Here is an 18,143-nt window from a genome sequence, read left to right on the forward strand (position 1 = left end):
TGGTCGTGGGGGATGACAAGATCATAAAGGGCGGCATAAGGACTGGGTTTCATGGACGGTCTGTCTGGCATCATGGTTATCCCTCCTTGAAGTTAGAACCAGTATACAACAAAAAAAGCACCAAATTTCTAAAATCAGAAATTCGATGCTTTTTCTTAGGGTTTTTCAGTGGCCTCGATATTGTCGGGAACACCTTTTTTAAGTTTTTCTTTGAAACAAATTAGTGAGATCGCTAAAACTTTTAATTGTATAATCAGCATTCTGCACTTTTCCGAAACCATACTCCGCATATACAAACGGGATTTCCGCAAGTTCTGCAGCCTCCCGGTCTTTTTCCGTATCCCCTACATAAACCGGAGCCGCCAAATTATTTCTGTCCATCACCAATTTGATGTTTTCTCCTTTTAAAAGCCCCGTTCGTCCAGGATTTTCAAAGTCTTGAATGTATTTTTGGAGCCCGTAATATTTCAAAAACGCTTCGATATACCCTTCCTGGCAATTGCTGACAATGAAAAGCTTGTACCTTTCAGCCAAGCTTGCAAGCACGTTCTCCACCTCAGGATATAATATGCCGCCATTCTCGACCAGGTACTCATTCTCAACCTGGCTGCATTGGTCCAGCAATTCTTTTCTTTTGGCAGCCGGCAACTGCGGCAGCAGCTTCTCCCCTATCTCATCGATCTGTAATCCCATCATGGCTGTCAAATCTTCTTTTGTAATGGAAAAGCTGCCTTCTTCCAACCCTTCAAATACCTGGTTCCATGAAATGGCAATCGCTTCTCTGGAATCCCATAACGTGCCATCGAGATCGAATATGATGCTGTCCATTAAATCCGCTCCTTTAATTCTGTATCGGTTCTTTTTTTTCCTTGCACCGTTCATATAGGCGGAAGAGCACTGTTTCACTGTTTTGACAAAAAATCCATCAAACCCATAGCACTGACTTGCATATCCAATTCAATTATAGGATATACTTCATGCTCTTCCCTTACACCTTGTTTAAGCAGTTTTTCAGCGACCAAGTCATATAGCCGTTTCGCTAGTTCATCCGGCCCTTTTCCTTCAGCTGCAGCCATGCGAGCCTGTTCCACAAAAATCGGAAGCCATGCACTGACCTGATTCAGGGCCGCATTAGGCTTTGTAGTCATACCGAAATGGCCAAAGTATATTGCTCCAAGTTCCATAGCCCGGAGGCGCTCGATTGTTTTGCCCATCGCTTTCGGATCAAATTGATTTGGCGATGTGGAGGGCAAAAACAAATCAATTCCTTCATCGGCCAATTGCTCGTAGCGAATCCCCACCGCATCCCCGGCAAAGACACCATGGGAAACAGGATCATAAATGCTGAAATGATGGTTCGCATGTCCCGGAGTATCTAAAAACTCAAGCGTACAGAGCGGCCCGATTTTCAACTGGTCGGATTCCCCAAAGGCAAGAAGCCGGTCTTCAGGAATTGGCACAACAGGTTCAAACAAGCCGGAAAAACGGTGTGCGTAAACCGCCTTTGCTCCTGCGATCAACCTTTTCGGATCTGACAGATGCCGTGCCCCTTTGGTATGTACGACAACTTTTGCGTTAGGGCAGTCCCTCAACAACAGACCGGCACCTCCCGCATGGTCAAGATGGACATGGGTTACGATAATGTATCGGATCTCTTCGAGCGATATTCCCAGTTTCTCCAACCCTTTTTTAACATGCTCGACCGATGGACTCGGTCCCGTTTCGACAATTGTTACTTGTTCTTCTTTAATAACATATGTCCCTGTGCGTTCAGGGATGCTTAGATCATAACCGTCAATCAGATGAATTCGCTCATTTAAGCGCAGCGGATATCGTTTGAACATAGTGAACCCTCCTAAGATAAAATGGTGGAACGCCAATTGTTAACTTATGTACCCAGCAAGTGCCTTATAGATTGAAGAAACAATTACAAGAATATTCTACCAGTTTATTTTGAATATGGCTGCACTGATCCAACATTTTCTGTTGCCGGTTTAGATATCCATATATATAGGAAAACAAGTATTAGATGAATGGGGGTGGCCACTGATGGCCAATCTGGAAGAACATGCTGGAATATGGAATAAAGAAAATGTGAGATCGACTCTACCATTGAGAGAAGTTGATAGCCATAAGGGAACTTATGGAACAGGACTTTTAATTGCCGGCAGCCCTGACATGCCTGGAGCAACAATGCTTGCTGGTCTAGGCGCTATGCGGAGCGGCGCCGGAAAACTGGTGATTGGCACGGAACCGGAAGTAATTTCAATTATCGTACAGCGACTGCCGGAAGCCACTTATGAATCTAAAGCACTTGAGCGAATCGCCAAGGGATTTTTGGAACTGGACAGTTTTCGGGCTATTGCAATAGGACCTGGCATCATTCCAAACGATCTCACCGAAAAAGCGATACAAAAAATCTTGGCTGGCAAGGTTCCGGTAATCCTGGATGCCGGCGCATTGTCAAAAAGAGACTATGAAGGACGCCAAGCCCCAACAATTTTAACCCCGCATCCTTTGGAATTTTCAAGGGTTACAGGTATCAAAGTGAAGGAACTGCAGCAAAACCGTATGCATTACGCCCGTCTATGCTCAAAAAAACTTGGTGCCGCCATCGTCCTGAAAGGGAAAGAGACGGTTGTCGCATTTCCTGATGGCGATACATGGATTAATCCAACAGGAAATAGTGCACTCGCCAAAGGCGGCACCGGCGATACTTTGACGGGGATGCTCCTTGGCATGCTGTGCATCCACGAAGATTGGAAGCACGCTGTCTTGAATTCGGTTTATCTCCACGGGGCATGCGCTGATGCATGGGTTGAAAAAAATTCTGCCCATACGCTGCTTGCCCATGAACTGACAGAACTGCTTCCGCAAGTATGGAAAGAATTTGAATAATACTGACCACAAAGGAGCGTGCACATGAATTTAAAAATGCAAGGTGGCGATTGCTTATGGAGAAGCAATCGGAATATACGAAAGCGATACAAGACAAATTGAGAGTTTGATATTTGTTTACGTGACGATGATTGAGTTTGGGAACCGAAGAGTTGTAAAAACCAAGTATACAGGTTTTATTCAAAAGCAAAACTGCTTCAGTTGATATTGAGAGCGGTTTGTCTGCTTATAATACAGCAGTCTTCGGTTTTTTCGATCGTCTGAAACGGTGGTTGACATAGATAATCATTGGCGTACCGATAATGGTCGGTAAAATCCAAAGCGTCCATAATGGCAGTGTTTTCAAAAAAGGAATGTCTGATCCATTGGTAATGAGAACCGCTGTCACGAGGCCGATATATGATCCGAGCATTCCTCTAATGTGAAGAAAGATCCAATTTCTCCAACGCCTTTTCCTGGCCAAATAACCGATTAACGCAAAAGAATACGAAAAAAGCGCCACATAAAATAATGCGGCGCTTTCATCCCAATGAAGAATCGCCATGATTATAGCGGTAACGAATATTACTATATAGCTGGCATGATAGACCTCACCAAATTTTGTATGGTTCCCTTTCGTTTTTCGGACAGAAAAAGCAACCACTCCTAACAGAAGACAGACACTTCCCGCAACAATATGCAGCACCAGCATCGCAGTGAAAAAATCCATTTTTCGCCTCCTATCGATTTCTATGTCGGATGAAAGGAATTATTGTAAATCACAATAAATACGCTAATTACACTGTTATTTTTTTGCTGATGCCATTAAGCTGTGGAAGTTCCGGCATGGGAAATACGTTAGATCTATGATTTCTTCATCTGTTTTATTTCTTCATCTGTTTTTAAATCATTTTAGACATTATTAGAGCGCACTATCTGTAACTGCTCCTATTCAAAATCAGTAATATAGTTCTGAACCAGAAGCAAAAAGCGGAGTTATAACAACCTAAATTCTGAGTTTTTTTATATAGCTCGCCTTGTTCTTCTTTTTCTATTACTTTCACAAGTCTTATTCTATAAGAACCCTTATTTCCCTCTTTATTTTAACTATAAAAACGTTATTTCTAAATTGCAGAACATATCTATCGAAATTAGTATAACGATCAAGGCCCTCTAATTGCGTCCAGCAATAAAGCTCATCCATATCTTTCGTCCTTTTCCAACCGCTACTTCCTTAAATTCCTTCCACTTTTTTTTTTCGATAAGCTGCTTCTATAAAAAGCCGCAGCCCCGAAATAGAAAACTTTCGAGGCTGCGGCTTTAGTTTATATATTTTAAGGAACTTGGTTTCCGGCTGCCCGGTAAATTTCATACCACTCTTTGCGCGTGATGACAATATCAGAAGCTTCGGCAATATCGGTCAACCGTTCTGGTGTCATGGTTCCAACAATCGCTTGGATATTGGCAGGATGGCGAAGAATCCAAGCAATAGCAAGTGCCGATTTCGTCACGCCGTATTTGTCAGCGATCTCCTGCAGTTTCGCATTGATTTCAGGCATTTCATCATTATCGACAAAAAACCCTTCAAAATTCCCATAGCGTAAAGGCGACCAGGCTTGTACCGTCATATTATTCAACCGGGTGTAGTCAAGGGTACTGCCGTCTCTGTTCAGGCCGTTTTCATGGCGCGTGTTCATTTGGATGCCGGCATCTATCATCCCCGTATGCATGACGCCAAACTGCAGCTGATTGACGATAAAATCCTGCTCAACATACTTGTTCAACAGTTCAATTTGCATCGGGTTGTGATTGCTGACGCCGAAATAACGGACTTTTCCGCTTTCATGCAACTGATTGAACGCTTCCGCCACTTCTTCCGGTTCTACAAGTGCATCCGGCCGGTGAAGAAGGAGACTGTCCAAATAATCGGTTTTCAGCCGCTGCAAACTTTCGTCCACAGTCCTTAAAATATGCTCTTTAGAAAAATCGTAATACCCGTTGCGGATACCGACTTTTGATTGGATGGTGATTTGATCGCGCACGGACGGCTTCATGCCGATTGCTTCGGCAAAAACTTCTTCCGATCTGCCTTCGGCGTAAACATCTGCATGGTCAAAAAAGTCCACGCCAAGTTCTAATGCATTCTCTATGACGGCTTTCGCTTTATCGATTGACAGTCTGCCTATGTTACCGCAGCCAAGCGCAATATTTGAAACGGACAAATCGCTGGTTCCGAGCGTCAACTTCTTCACACAATCACTCCCATCATTTGTTAAAGCCTGTTTACCACTAATCATGCCGATGAAAACAAATAGAGAAATCCAGTTGAGTCTTTAAAGGTTTCCAGCTTTAATTGATTCGGTGCTCCCCGCTTTCATGATAAAGAATCCACTCCAAGCAAAAACTAGCGACGCCAAATAAAAAATGCTCCCTATGGTTAAAAAGTCGACCAAATAGCCCGTTCCAATTACTGCAATGGCTGCCGCAACGGAAGTCCATATATGGTAGTTGCCAATTTCTCTTCCGGCTCTTTCTTTACTGACGGCGCGTGCCAGCACTGTTTTTTCCGAGTTTTTTTGTATGGCTCCGAACAACCCCATCGCTATCTGCAAACAGTATACATGCCAGATTTCGTAAGCCAGTGGGAAAAGAATCAGGAGCACAGCCATACCCCATGAGTAAACAAGCAACAGTTGTTTATCCCCTATTCTATCGGCAAATTTACCTATAAAAGGAAAACTTAACGCTGATGTCAGCGCAAACAATCCATATGCCCATCCAAATTGGGAAAAGCTGCTTCCTACGTCTCTCAAGAGCAGAATATAAAAAGGAAAAATCATGCTGGCAGCCATACCTACCGCTCCTTGATATAAAACAAATTGTTTAATGTTCATCCCCGTACTCCTCAAAAAATAAATTCTGGAATCGATGATCCGGATCGTAAATGTTCTTCAGCTTGAAAAATTCTTCTGATCGTGGATAAGCTGCTTTCATCTGTTCTTTCGTAGCATAGCCGTAATAAGGCAAGTAGTAACTGCCGTTATGGGCAAGGGTCACATCGATCATGTTTTGGACAGTTTTTCTTGTTTGTTCAATGCTATTTTGATCTTTGCCCTGGTTGATCAGCAGCACGAGGGAAAACATGTCTTTTGTAGCATAAGCTAACAGGGGTTCTTCGTTTTTCTCGACGTATCGGACTGTAATATTCAATAAATTAAATGTTTCATCGTCTTCTAATACAGATCTCAAATCGTCCAGATAATGTTCAAATTCATCAATCGGAACAAAATATTCCTGCAGTACTTCTGTCTTATCAGGGTTTGTATATTCCATGAATACTGAATCGGAACGCATCGCATTATTTCTGGATATTAGTTTGCCTTGAACCTTTTTGGCGTAATTTTTTTGTGTTTCCCAGAACGTCCGTTTTCCAAAGTCATTGATACGAGACATGCCGAGAAAAAATTTAGGTATAGCGACAATCGGTTCACGTTTTAATGGCAGGAAATCAACTAACTTGCTTTGGTGGGGTGCCAAGGCATAATTTATCACATACATTTCCTTTAAAAACGTATCAGGTGATATAGACAGCCGTGCCAGATGCATCTTATAGTTTTTATCAGACAGAACGGTTTCTTTAAAATATGCTGGATAGTCTTCATATTGCAGCGTGTGTGAGGACATCTCATACAATTCATTATCGGTTAAATTCAATGTTACATCCAATATCACTCCGAATAAGCCGTATCCTCCAATAGCTAAAGGAAACATTTCCTGGTTCTCTTCCCGGCTAACTGTCAGAACTTCTCCTTTAGCGGTCAGGAGGCGGAATGAGTCGACAGTATCAATGAGTGAATGGTTACGAATACTCAGTCCATGGGCGTTGACGCTAAGCGAACCTCCTACTGTAAAAATACTTTGCGACTGGCTGATTTGAAGTGCCAATCCAGAAGGGTTTATGTATTCTTGTATAGCCGCCCAACTTGTGCCGCTTTGTACAGTAATCTTTTTTCCTTGCCTATCCAGCGATAAGATTTTGTTGTAAGGCTTCATATCGAGCAGAATTCCCTTTGGGTATAATGTATGCCCACCTTGGCTATGCTGCATGCCGGCAATAGCAATAACATCATCCTTTTTGTTGGCATCCAGTACAATCTTTTTAAGTTCTTCTGTGGTAGTTCCCGCTTTGACCGCTTTCATTTTTACAGCCATAAGGCGGCTTTGGTCACCGACCGTCGGCTCATCGAATGATGAAGAAAATAAGTGCAGAGAAAAACTAAATATTATTATGAAGCCGATTGCTATTGAATAACGGGCAACCACTTTATCTTACCTCCTCCTATTCATGCTATAGGACTAGTTTATACGAAAAACTCTTTATTAACTGGAGTATTTTGTAATTTTTTTAAACAACTACAAATTTATCGTATAAATGCACAATTTACTTTTACTAAATCTGAAAATATTTTTTTGTGTGATTTTTTTAGACATTAAAACAGCCGCAACTGAAATTCCAGTTGCGGCTGTTCTCGTATAGCTTGAGCCAGTATCAATTAATATTTTCCGGAAGCAGGAACAACTTTCGGTTTACTTGCGCCTGCATCAGAACTTTCTTCTTTAACCGGCCGCTTCGACCAGATTGTCGCAATGATCGGACCGCTGATATTGTGCCAAATCGCTCCCCATACACTTGGAAGCGCAGCTAACGGACTAAAATGCGCTGTCGCCAATGCTACTCCCAGGCCGGAATTTTGCATTCCGACTTCAATAGCTATTGCGCGGCGATCATTTTCTTTAAGGCCAAGCAGGACTGCTGTAAAATAGCCAAGCAACAAACCGATTCCGTTATGAAGGAAAACGGCTACAAAGACAATCAGTCCAGCGCTTACTACATTACCAGCATTTGCCGCGGTTACAGCTGATACGATGATCAAAATGGCAAGTACTGAAATCAGCGGTACTACTGAAATGCTTTTTTCCACGGCTTTCGGGAAAAACTTGCTGATGAGGACTCCAAGCGTAATAGGAATGATAATCACTTGGATGATAGATGTGAACATTGCGACCGGGTCAACCGGCAACCATTGTCCTGCCAACAAAAGCAACAGGAGCGGTGTGGCAATCGGCGCCAACAAAGTTGAAAATGAAGTCATTGCTACCGATAATGCCACATTCCCTTTAGCCAAATAGACCATGACATTCGAAGCCGTCCCCCCCGGCACACAGCCTAATAGGATAAGCCCTGCTGCAAGTTCAGCAGGAAGCTGAAGCGTATAAGCTATTGCAAAAGCGACAAGCGGCATGATTATAAACTGCGCGCAAACCCCGGCTATAACCGGCAACGGCTTGGAGGCTACAAGTTTAAAGTCGACCGGTTTCAGCGTTAATCCCATTCCGAACATAACCACACCCAAGAGGATCGTTATGTAACTTCTAAGCCCCAAAAATGGTTCTGGAATTAAAAATGCAATAATAGCGATGCCAATAACAAAAAAAGCAAAATACCTTCCTGCAAACGAGCTTAATGATTCAACGAATTTCATATTATTGCCCCTTTCTTATCTGTTCTTACAATTTTCCCTGGATTCAACAGATTATTTGGATCGAGTGCTCGTTTGATTTTTTCCATGACAAGTAGTGCGTCGCCATGTTCTTGCTGCTGGTATTTTTGCTTTCCGAAGCCCACGCCATGTTCCCCTGTGCAAGTGCCGCCGCGTTCGAGTGCATACAGCACAATTTGTTCATTCAGCTTATTTGCTTTATCCAGTTCTTCTGCGTTGTCCATATCCAGCATCAGCAATACATGGAAATTCCCGTCGCCGACATGGCCGACAATACCGCCCGTCAACCCCAAGTCTTCAACGTTTTTTCTTGCATGGGCAACTGCCCCCGCAAGTTCGGATATTGGCAGGCAGACGTCCGTCACCATCATTTTCCTGCCAGGGTTTCCATGTATATAAGCATAAGCCAAATTATGCCGGGCTTCCCATAAGGCGTTGCGGCTTGCAGTGTCTGTTTCGAATTGGATTGCTTCACAGTCATGGCCATTGACCAGTTCTTGTGTAAATTCCACATCTTGCTTCAACCCGGCTTCATTTCCATGGAATTCAAGGAATAAAGTCGGCTTTTCCAAGTAGTGGGTATCGCTGAAGCGATTTACTTGCCGAATGGACGGTTCATCTACCAGTTCCACTCGGGCAATCGGTATTCCCGCCTGCAAAATGGATACGACCGCCTCTACTGCATGCTGGACAGTCGGGAAAGATGCTCTGCCCGCAGCCACATGCTCTGGAATTCCGTAGACGCGAAGCGTAAGTTCTGTAAAGCATCCAAGAGTCCCTTCCGATCCTGTAAAGAGGCCGTTCAAATGAAAGCCGGAAGATGATTTAGCTGCCAAATTTCCGGTGTGGATGACCATGCCGTCCGATAAAACCACTTCCAAATCACGGACCTGATCCCGCATAACACCGTATTTTACCGATGTCGTGCCACTTGCATTTGTTGCGACCATGCCGCCAAGCGTGGCATCTGCGCCAGGATCGACCGAGAAAAAGAGGCCATACTTTTTAAGTTCCTTATTAAGCTGGCTTCTCGTTACGCCTGGTTGAACTTTCACTAAGAAGTCGTTTTCCAGCACTTCTAGGACTTTATTCATTAAAGAAAAATCAATGGTAATTCCGCCTTCTACGGGAATCACATGTCCTTCTAAACTGGATCCTAAGCCAAATGGAACGACCGGAACACGGAGCTGAGAAGAAATTTTCAAAATTCTGCTGACATCTTGTGTGTTTTTCGGGAATACGACGATGTCGGGCAAACGCGGTGAATGGTACGATTCATCTTTGCTGTGAAGTTCCCGGACTGTTTTGTTGACGGTTACTTGCTCTTCCGATAACTCCTTCTTTAATAATTCGACAAGTTCATATGTTGTGTGCTGTGGCATGTGTCCCTCTCCTTACCGAATGCTATTGAAAATTGAAAATAAAAAATAATTCGTCTTCTAAAGGTAATAGACTTTATTATACAGAATTGTTTAAGCAATTCAATTGTTATTTCAGAAAATTTCTTCTTTAGCTTTTTGAATTTAAATAGCCAAATTCCGATGTTAGTGCATAATAAATTAGTTCTTCTTATAAAAATGCTATTGCTAAAGTTAAAAAATTCAGATAAAGTAAAAACATTAGATTTTCCATTGCTTTTTCTTACATAACATTTCACTTTATTCTTTAAAATTTAAATAATCGTCAAATTTCCTAAATCCCCTCCTGCTTCACAACCTTTCTTTTCATTACTACATTTACATGCTTTGATCAAAACATTTAGAGAAGGTGTAATATATGAACTTCGAAAACAGAAAAAAAATTCAGATGAGCTATCGGGAAAAAAAACAAGAACTTGCAGAAGACCAAAAAAATACGTTAGAGGCTGTGGTCATCTTAGGTTTGTTGGTTCTGATATTGTTATTATGCAATCTAAATCTTCTATCGCTGCCGTTCGATCCGGTCCTTTCCATTGAAAAAGCCAAGTTAAATATTTAAGAAAAAAGCAGAACGGATCCCCGTTCTGCTTTTATTAGGGATTTCTTTTCACCAAGCAATAAAAACTCTTTGATGGTGTTGTCAAGAGCTTCCAAGGCTGTGTGCCAAAATCCAGGTTCCGTCCACAGCAGAAAACCGTTTAGTTTCCTTTGCTCATAAAAGCCAATTTAAACGAAAACAGAATTGCAATCGCCGAAACATATTCCTTAACGAAAATTTTAAGAAACTGGCCGTCCATTAATGAACTAAAAAACTCCTGCCTATCTGCCGTAATAGGAGGAGTTTTTATCATAGCGCTTTTGTCAAAACTGCTTTTTTGTTCGGCTGCTTTTTGTAGAACAAGCCTGCGTATACCAATGCTGTACCTGCCATGAGCAGGACGCCCATGTAGACACTCATCATCATTGGCGCTAAATAAGCGCCAATGATGATTGTCGACCTTGCCACCAAATCAGCTCCGCTGAATGACAGATTGGAAAATGCAGAATAAGATCCGCGCTTATCCTCCGGCATCATATTTGCTTGTTCCGCATTCCGTACTGGTGAATAGATGAGTTCACCTATAGTTGCGACCGCCATAAATGCTATCAGCACATACCACGTATTCGCTGACGTAATGACGACATAGCCTACTCCGTATATTGCAAGGCCAATCAATAATACATTTTGTTTTCTGAATCGGTTCGTAAACCGATTGATCCAGAACGTCAGACAAACCACTAGCAGCATATTAAGGATATTAAGGAAACTCAACATCCGGACACCGCCTACCTCAAAGGCACCGAACGATAACGGTGTAAACGATTCGGCAAGCCGCACCCCGATATAGCTGTTCAAAGAAAATTCCGCTGCAAAGATGAATATCGAACCTGCTACAACCTTAACGAACGGCGCATCCTGAAATGCCACTTTATAATTTTGAAGCAAATCGTAAAAAACGTTTTGGTGCCGTTTTTCCAGAAGACGGGTGCGTTCATCCTTCAACCAAATATTATATGCGACCGGCAGCATGGCACTGGTAATTGACAACAACAAAAACAATTCTACTTTATGGCTAACGTACATCAAGCCGCCGATAGCCGTTCCGATTGCCATAGACAAGTTGATCAACCAATAATCGATGGCATAAACCGCTTTGCGGTTTTCAGGTGTTGTCGAGTCGATTATGATGGCATGCATTGCCGGCCTCCCTAAACTGCTTGTCACGATAAAGGCCGTATAAGCTGCAGCAAACAACCAGATACCGTTCTGTTCCGGAAGCAAACTGAGTGTCATAATAAGGAACAATAGCGCGTTCAAAGAGGAGGTGACCAACAACACTTTTTTTCGTTGAAAACGGTCTGAAATATAGCCGCCGATCAAGTTCACGATAAAACTGATGACAACAGTTCCGACTAAGAAAAGCCCTGCCCATACTTTACCAAGTTCCTCCGCAAAAAATAATGCCATGAACGGCATGACTGCCATAGAAACCATGCGGTTAAAAAATGAAGTTATCAGACGTACTCGAATGTTTTGTGGATATTCTTTCCATTTCATATTGTTTCGCCTCCCTGTTATATGTATATTAAACTAGACTACATATCAGAAAAATAGACATTTTTACTGGTCACGTCTACTTTTAGGAGGCATCCATGGATAAGAATCTATTGGTATTATGGCAATCTGTTTTTTCGGGCAACGTAAAACAGGAAGAAATAGCGGAACTTTTACAGTTGAGCCCGAGACAAACTTCCCGATCAATTAAAAAATGGGCTGAACAAGGATGGTTCACTTATTCTTCCGGTCAAGGGAGAGGAAATTCTTCAAAGCTGCAATGGCTACGAAATGTGGAGCAGGTGTACGAAGAGCAACTTATGAAGATGATTGGCGAGGATGCCATCGAAAAAAGCAGCAAGTACTTATTGTATGATTGGTCGAACGAGGCAAAAGATCGGTTGATGAATTTATTTCAATCAAAATTCGGCTATGTACAAAGTCCCGATGAACAAGACAAATTAATTATTCCAAGAAGGTATCCCCTTCTGACCATGCATCCATTGGAGACTGCAGAAGTCCAAGGGGCCCATATTGTTACAAACGTCTTTAATCGGCTGGTTGCAGTGGACAGCAATGGCAACGTGTTTCCGGAACTGGCGCATAGTTGGGACATTGAACCGGGTAAGCTGCGCTTTTATTTGAAGAAAGATGTCAAGTTCCACGATGGCTCCATACTTACAGCGCATGACGTTGCAGAATGTTTGGAAAAGCTGCGTTCCCATGCTCAATTTAAGGATTTATGGAGACCGATTACCGAAATCAGTTCTGTGGCTCCTTTAGTAGTCGATATTTTGTTCCCGGGCGGATGCAGCTATTGTTTGCAAATGCTTGGCATGATGAATGCCAGCATTTATAAGGAACAGAATGGAAAGCTTATAGGGACTGGCAGTTTTTACGTAGAAGGAGAAATAAAACCCAGACTTACACTGATGGCTTTTAAGGAGCATTTTCAAGAGAGGCCGCTGCTCGATGCAGTGGAATTTGTTGTAGTTCCTGCAGACTTCGATTTCGCTTATCGATCCGCAACAGAAGAACAAGCACAAAAGACATTTCAAGTCGAAAGCGATTCTGGATTCGGCATTGTTATTATGAACGCATTTCGTGATTCGGATATAAGGCGAAAAGAGGTTCGCGACTTCATCCATTCTATTATCGCTAAATACCGGCATGAACTTGGAGCGGTTGAACAACGTATCACACCAAATTCCAGAAGCTGCCTTGCCGGACAAGATCAACAATACATTCCACCTGAAATTCCTCTTCCTGTTTTCACTAAACCGCTCGTTTTAAAGACGACTAATTACGTAGCCAATACATCCGCTTGGCTAAAGGACATATTAGAAAAAGAAGGAGTTCCTGTCGAAATGTTAGAGCTCCCGTTTGAGGAATATACATTTAATAGAGAGAAAAACCAACACGCGGACTTATTCATCCACGGAGAAATCTTTGAGATGAATCAAAACTTTTCTTTTTTCCAGTTTCTAATTTACGGCTATTCCCCTCTTGCTCCATTGGTTAATACAGATAAGAAATTAGATAGATATATCAACGATTACAAACACACACCTTTTGCAGAATGGACCGCTTTAAATTTAAAAGTTGAAAAAGCATTGATAGAGTCATCAGTTTTGATTCCTCTTTATTACGTGAAGCGGCAAATTCCTTTCTCCACAGATTTGATTCACATTAATATTAGCCATTTCGGCTACGTGGATTTTTCAAAACTATGGATTCGGCCGCAATAAAAATTGTAGCAGCTAAAAGCCAAAGAACAGAAAATTTCTTCGGCTTTTTCCAATTGACACATTTCTTCTCCCAAATTTGCTCAAAATCTTATTAATAGCACTTAAGGCCTTACGCAAAGCTTTAGCTTGATTTTCATCAGAACGAGCCTCCTACTTTATTACCGTTTTTGGAATTTTCAAGAAAAACTTAGTTCGGACACTAGATAAATTAACTTTTTATTGTTAAACTCGGAATTGTTAGGAAACCTAATGAAAAAACACCGTTGCAGTAAAATGTAACCGCTTTCTCTTTATGTTCCTAAAACTACATAAAGGAGGATATATTAGAGATTTTTAGAATGCCTTTAAAACTCATTAAAAAGGAGACTAAAAAATGCTGAAAGTTCTGCGTAAACCACTTATGACTGGATTGGCTTTATCTCTTCTATTACCTGCCGGAATAGGCGCTGCCGCTTTTCCTGATACTGGCGCAAGCGCGTTTGATGTTCCTGAACTAGACAAAAGATACGAAAATTCGTTTGATATTGGCGCAGCTGTCGAACCCAGCCAATTAGAAGGCAAAGATGCAGCAATGTTGAAGCACCATTACAACAGCATTGTGGCGGAAAATGCGATGAAACCGATCAACATCCAGCCGGAAGAAGGCAGATTCAACTTTGAAGAAGCAGATAAAATCGTGAAATTTGCGAAAGAAAACAATATGGAGCTTCGATTCCATACATTGATTTGGCACAGCCAAGTTCCTGACTGGTTTTTCCTCGATAAGGACGGCAACAAAATGATCGATGAAAAGGATCCGAAACAACGAGAGAAAAACAAAAAGCTCCTGTTAAAACGTGTCGAAACACATGTTAAAACAGTTGTTAAGCGCTATAAAAACGATGTTGCGTCGTGGGATGTTGTCAATGAAACTATTGACGATAATCCGCAAAACTCCCGAGGCCTCCGGGAATCTCCGTGGTACCAAATCACTGGCACCGACTATATTAAAGTAGCATTTGAAACAGCCAATCGTCATGCTGGAAAAAATGCAAAATTGTATATAAATGATTACAACACTGAAGTAGAACCGAAAAGAACTCACTTGTATAATCTGATAAAAGACCTATTGGCTCAAGGCGTACCGATTGACGGGGTTGGCCATCAGGCACATATTCAGATCGGATGGCCATCCATCCAAGAAACACGCGATTCCATTAATATGTTCGCGGGACTTGGCTTAGACAATCAAATCACTGAACTTGATGTCAGCCTGTACGGCTGGCCGCCGCGTCCGGCTTTCAAAACTTACGAGGAAATTCCTGACGAGGTGTTCAAAGCTCAAGCGGACCGGTATAACGAACTGTTCGAGTTGTATGAAGAGCTGGATGATAAAATCAGCAGTGTAACTTTCTGGGGCATTACAGACAACCATACGTGGTTGGACGACCGTGCGAGAGAATACAATGATGGGGTCGGCAAAGATGCACCGTTTGTTTTTGGGCCAGACTATAAAGTGAAACCCGCTTTCTGGGCAATTATTGATTAGGCAGAAATGAAAGGAGCTCCAGTATTCTGGAGCTCTTTAAGTTTCTTTTTTTTTGACTAACTAAAATACTTATTTATTTAGACGCTCATCTTGCGGTTTTTGTTATATAATTGGAAACAAGTACCGAAACATGACTAAAGGAGTGTTTTAATGTCAATCGATAATACTATTTTTTCTAATCGAGACAGAGATGAAAGTCTTATAATCTACCCTACTGCAGAAGCTTTAGATGCTTATTTTTCTTCGATTTCATGTGGAATCGAAAGTTCTGAAATCTGCAATGCCATCAACCGTATTTTTGGAATTGATATTGATTTGGCGCCGGTTCTTCATCCTGACTATGCTTTTCTAGACTCAAGAACAGCAATTGACAGCTATCTAAAAAAGCATGGCAACAAACAAGGAGGACCCGAAATCCGCCAGATAATCCAACAGCTTTTCGGCATGAATTTAGCAGGAATTGCTGAACTGTATAAAGACCGGATTGATTTGTATTCCAAGGATCAATGGATGGTTCAAAATGATTTGGCACTATTTCTTGTCCATACTGGAAAAAAAGATATCGACGTAAGAATCATTCCTACTGATTATTTTATTAAAAAAACCGGTATGGAAGTGGTGCCACCGAGTTTGCAGGAGGCACTTGCGCCGCTTGGCTACTCTTACATCGAAAGTGAACAGCATCTATACTACAAAGATCCTGACGGCCAGCCGGTTTCGGGTGAATTCAAAATAAAAACGATGAAAGCTATTGCAAAAATCGTTCATGCTGACTTTGTTGGCTTTTAGACTGTAGACTAAGTCTATTATTGATGAATAGCGGAGCTTTAAACCAACCGGTCCGGCCACTTCGCTTTCCGTGGGCTCGGCTTCAGCCGCTTCCTTCGCGTGCGCTCAGTCCAGGGTCTTCAGCTCGTGCTGGCCCCACAGGAGTCTCCGAGTCCGGACCGGTTAAGTAACACCTTAAATCAAGCCACTTCTTCCATTCAATTTTTGGGATTTAGCAAAAGCAGACGCAAGCTGCTCTGTCATGCCTTTTCACTTTAGGTACCGAAGTGCAAGACGGCGACTCCAGCGGGACAGCGAAGGGCCAAACTAACTCGGGCTTGCCCGAGTTAGTTTGGCGCGAGCCCGCGGAAAGCGTCCGCCTGGAGCGGAGGTGCCGATACGGCTCTAATTAGATGTATATGTTTGTTCCTTTAAATAAATGACTTTTCTTTTGTCTACAAGCTAAAAGCCCTTTTCACTTTTGTGAAAAGGGCTTTTGTTATAGGTTATTTATTGAAAGAAGATAAAAACTTAACTCGGTCACCCATTGGCGGGATATTGTTATCTACAAGAGCCACTTCAAGCAAAGCAGGTCCGTTCAACGATGCAAGCTTTTGAATAGACTCCTCATTCAAATCATCCATTGAATCAACTCTGAAGCTTGGGATTTCCATTGCCGCTGCCATAGCGGAGATGTTGATCGGCTGCTGCTCAAAAGTTGAATGGCTGCGTTTATATTGAAGAGTATGGCCGTGATACACCATTCCTAATCGTGCATTGTTCAGGACAACAAACAAGATTGGCAGATTGTTTTCTTTTGCAGCCAGGATTTCCATTCCGTGCATAAAGAAACTGCCGTCCCCTGTAATTGCTACGACCGGACGTTCCGGTTCTGCAAGTTTGGATCCAATAGCAGATCCGATTCCGCTTCCCATTGCACCGAAATGGACGTTTATATCGAATGTATGTGGCTCATGCACTTTCATATTGTGGATGACGTAAGCCATAAATTCCCCAATATCGATAGTATAGCGAGTAGACGGAGGCAGAAATTCCTGCAGTTTGGCGAGAACATTTTTCGTATTGTATTCTTCCCCACCTGCAAAATTCATGTCTTTTTCAACTGGTTCTGCTGTTTTGCGTGTTAAGCCGAGGCTTTTCAGTTCCTCAACCAAATACATCAAACTCAAATTGATATCTCCAAGTACAGGAAGATCGATTTCGTATTTCCGGTTGAAGACGGAAGCGTCAAAATCAAGCTGGACAGTATAACGGTTTTTCGTTAGGTTTGTATTGTAATTGTTCGTTGCCGTCTCACCCAAGCTAGAACCGATGATAAGCAGTGTATTCACTTCGCCGTCATTTATCAGGGCTGAAGCTTTTTCCGTTCCCGCAAAACCGAAAACACCTGCGAATAACGGATGGTCGTTTTGCATAAGGCCTTTTGCTTGCGGAGTAACAACCATCGGCCATTGAAGCAATTCGGCAAGCTCCACCAATAAGTCCACTGAGTTTCTGGCACCCTGGCCTACAAAGATATATCCGCTTTTTCTTTCCACCAATTCTTTTGCTGTCTGCTGGATCACTTTAAGATCTGGCGCAATAACCGTTTTCTGAACAACATCCGGTATTTCAGCATCAATCATGCCTTGCTGCACATCGATTGGCATCGCGATATGGACAGGTCCCGGGACACCAGAAATTGCAATCGTGGTAGCTTTCACAACTTCATCCAATAAGTTTTTGGAATCTGTAACGGTTACGCTATATTTTGTTACCGTTTTGAAGATCGGATCGGCATCTAGTTCTTGAGAAGCATTCAAGCCCATTGTGCTAACAGGAACAGCTCCGGTTATGAATAATACCGGTAAATGTTCACGCATGGCATTGGCCGCACCCGTTACCAGGTTTGTGCCCCCTGGACCGCTGCTGCCGATGCAGACGCTCAGCCCATTGATGTACTTGGCATAAGCTGCAGCCATGTAGCCTGCTGCACCTTCGTGTTTAGTTACAATTGGTGTAATCTCCGGCACATCATAAAGGCCATCAAAAAATGCGTTCACGGAACCGGCGGGAATGCCGAATACATGCTTAACCCCCATGTTTTTCAAATACTCGATTGATGCATGAACTGCTTTCATCTCTCTT

General features: G+C 42.5%; 15 protein-coding genes. 5 read left to right on the top strand and 10 right to left on the bottom strand.

Features of this window, described 5'->3' with window-relative positions; genetic code table 11:
* Positions 1-198: 198 nt before the first annotated feature.
* Complete coding sequence (locus tag B0H99_RS00010; RefSeq protein WP_106531572.1) at positions 199-828, bottom strand: HAD family hydrolase; 630 nt, start codon at positions 826-828, stop codon at positions 199-201.
* A gap of 74 nt (positions 829-902) precedes the next feature.
* A complete protein-coding gene (locus B0H99_RS00015; RefSeq protein WP_106531573.1) occupies positions 903-1,844 on the bottom strand; it encodes an MBL fold metallo-hydrolase in 942 nt (313 codons plus the stop codon).
* A gap of 205 nt (positions 1,845-2,049) precedes the next feature.
* Here B0H99_RS00015 and B0H99_RS00020 point away from each other — a divergent pair, with 205 nt between their 5' ends.
* Positions 2,050-2,898 carry an NAD(P)H-hydrate dehydratase gene (locus B0H99_RS00020; protein ID WP_106531574.1) on the top strand — a complete coding sequence of 283 codons (849 nt, stop codon included), beginning with the start codon at positions 2,050-2,052 and terminating at the stop codon, positions 2,896-2,898.
* Positions 2,899-3,124: 226 nt separating this feature from the next.
* Here the strand turns inward: B0H99_RS00020 and B0H99_RS00025 are convergent, their stop codons facing one another.
* The 6 genes from B0H99_RS00025 to B0H99_RS00050 all read right to left on the bottom strand — a co-directional run bounded on the left by B0H99_RS00025 (position 3,125) and on the right by B0H99_RS00050 (position 9,820).
* Positions 3,125-3,607 (bottom strand): DUF2306 domain-containing protein, encoded by a 483-nt coding sequence (locus B0H99_RS00025; RefSeq protein ID WP_106531575.1) that lies wholly within the window; start codon positions 3,605-3,607, stop codon positions 3,125-3,127.
* A 604-nt stretch (positions 3,608-4,211) separates the two neighbouring features.
* On the bottom strand, positions 4,212-5,129 hold the full coding sequence (locus B0H99_RS00030; RefSeq protein WP_106531576.1) for an aldo/keto reductase: 918 nt from the start codon (positions 5,127-5,129) through the stop codon (positions 4,212-4,214).
* Between the two features lie 81 nt (positions 5,130-5,210).
* Entirely contained in the window at positions 5,211-5,771 is a 561-nt protein-coding gene (locus B0H99_RS00035; RefSeq protein ID WP_106531577.1) for an MFS transporter, read from the bottom strand.
* Positions 5,761-7,200, bottom strand: a complete 1,440-nt coding sequence (locus B0H99_RS00040; RefSeq protein ID WP_245894316.1) for an FAD-binding oxidoreductase — start codon at positions 7,198-7,200, stop codon at positions 5,761-5,763. Before B0H99_RS00040 ends, B0H99_RS00035 begins: the two co-directional genes overlap by 11 nt.
* A 230-nt stretch (positions 7,201-7,430) precedes the next feature.
* Positions 7,431-8,420, bottom strand: a complete 990-nt coding sequence (locus B0H99_RS00045; RefSeq protein ID WP_106531578.1) for a bile acid:sodium symporter family protein — start codon at positions 8,418-8,420, stop codon at positions 7,431-7,433.
* On the bottom strand, positions 8,417-9,820 hold the full coding sequence (locus B0H99_RS00050; RefSeq protein ID WP_106531579.1) for an FAD-binding oxidoreductase: 1,404 nt from the start codon (positions 9,818-9,820) through the stop codon (positions 8,417-8,419). The genes B0H99_RS00045 and B0H99_RS00050 overlap by 4 nt, the downstream gene beginning before the upstream one ends.
* 394 nt (positions 9,821-10,214) lie before the next feature.
* Here B0H99_RS00050 and B0H99_RS00055 point away from each other — a divergent pair, with 394 nt between their 5' ends.
* Positions 10,215-10,415, top strand: a complete 201-nt coding sequence (locus tag B0H99_RS00055; protein ID WP_106531580.1) for a hypothetical protein — start codon at positions 10,215-10,217, stop codon at positions 10,413-10,415.
* A gap of 288 nt (positions 10,416-10,703) precedes the next feature.
* Here B0H99_RS00055 and B0H99_RS00060 read toward each other — a convergent pair whose 3' ends face one another.
* Positions 10,704-11,954, bottom strand: coding sequence for an MDR family MFS transporter (locus tag B0H99_RS00060; RefSeq protein WP_106531581.1), 1,251 nt, complete (start codon positions 11,952-11,954; stop codon positions 10,704-10,706).
* A 95-nt stretch (positions 11,955-12,049) separates the two neighbouring features.
* Between B0H99_RS00060 and B0H99_RS00065 the strand changes: the two genes are divergently transcribed.
* The 3 genes from B0H99_RS00065 (at position 12,050) to B0H99_RS00075 (ending at position 16,016) form a co-directional block, all read left to right on the top strand.
* A complete protein-coding gene (locus tag B0H99_RS00065; protein ID WP_106531582.1) occupies positions 12,050-13,699 on the top strand; it encodes an ABC transporter substrate-binding protein in 1,650 nt (549 codons plus the stop codon).
* Positions 13,700-14,072: 373 nt separating this feature from the next.
* Positions 14,073-15,227 (top strand): endo-1,4-beta-xylanase, encoded by a 1,155-nt coding sequence (locus tag B0H99_RS00070; RefSeq protein WP_106531583.1) that lies wholly within the window; start codon positions 14,073-14,075, stop codon positions 15,225-15,227.
* 150 nt (positions 15,228-15,377) lie between these two features.
* Complete coding sequence (locus B0H99_RS00075; protein WP_106531584.1) at positions 15,378-16,016, top strand: hypothetical protein; 639 nt, start codon at positions 15,378-15,380, stop codon at positions 16,014-16,016.
* Positions 16,017-16,501: 485 nt separating this feature from the next.
* Here the strand turns inward: B0H99_RS00075 and B0H99_RS00080 are convergent, their stop codons facing one another.
* Positions 16,502-18,136, bottom strand: a complete 1,635-nt coding sequence (locus B0H99_RS00080; protein WP_106531585.1) for a thiamine pyrophosphate-binding protein — start codon at positions 18,134-18,136, stop codon at positions 16,502-16,504.
* Between the last annotated feature and the right edge of the window lie 7 nt (positions 18,137-18,143).

Origin of the sequence: Planomicrobium soli (genome assembly GCF_003014655.1) — a bacterium.
GTDB lineage: Bacteria > Bacillota > Bacilli > Bacillales_A > Planococcaceae > Planococcus > Planococcus soli_B.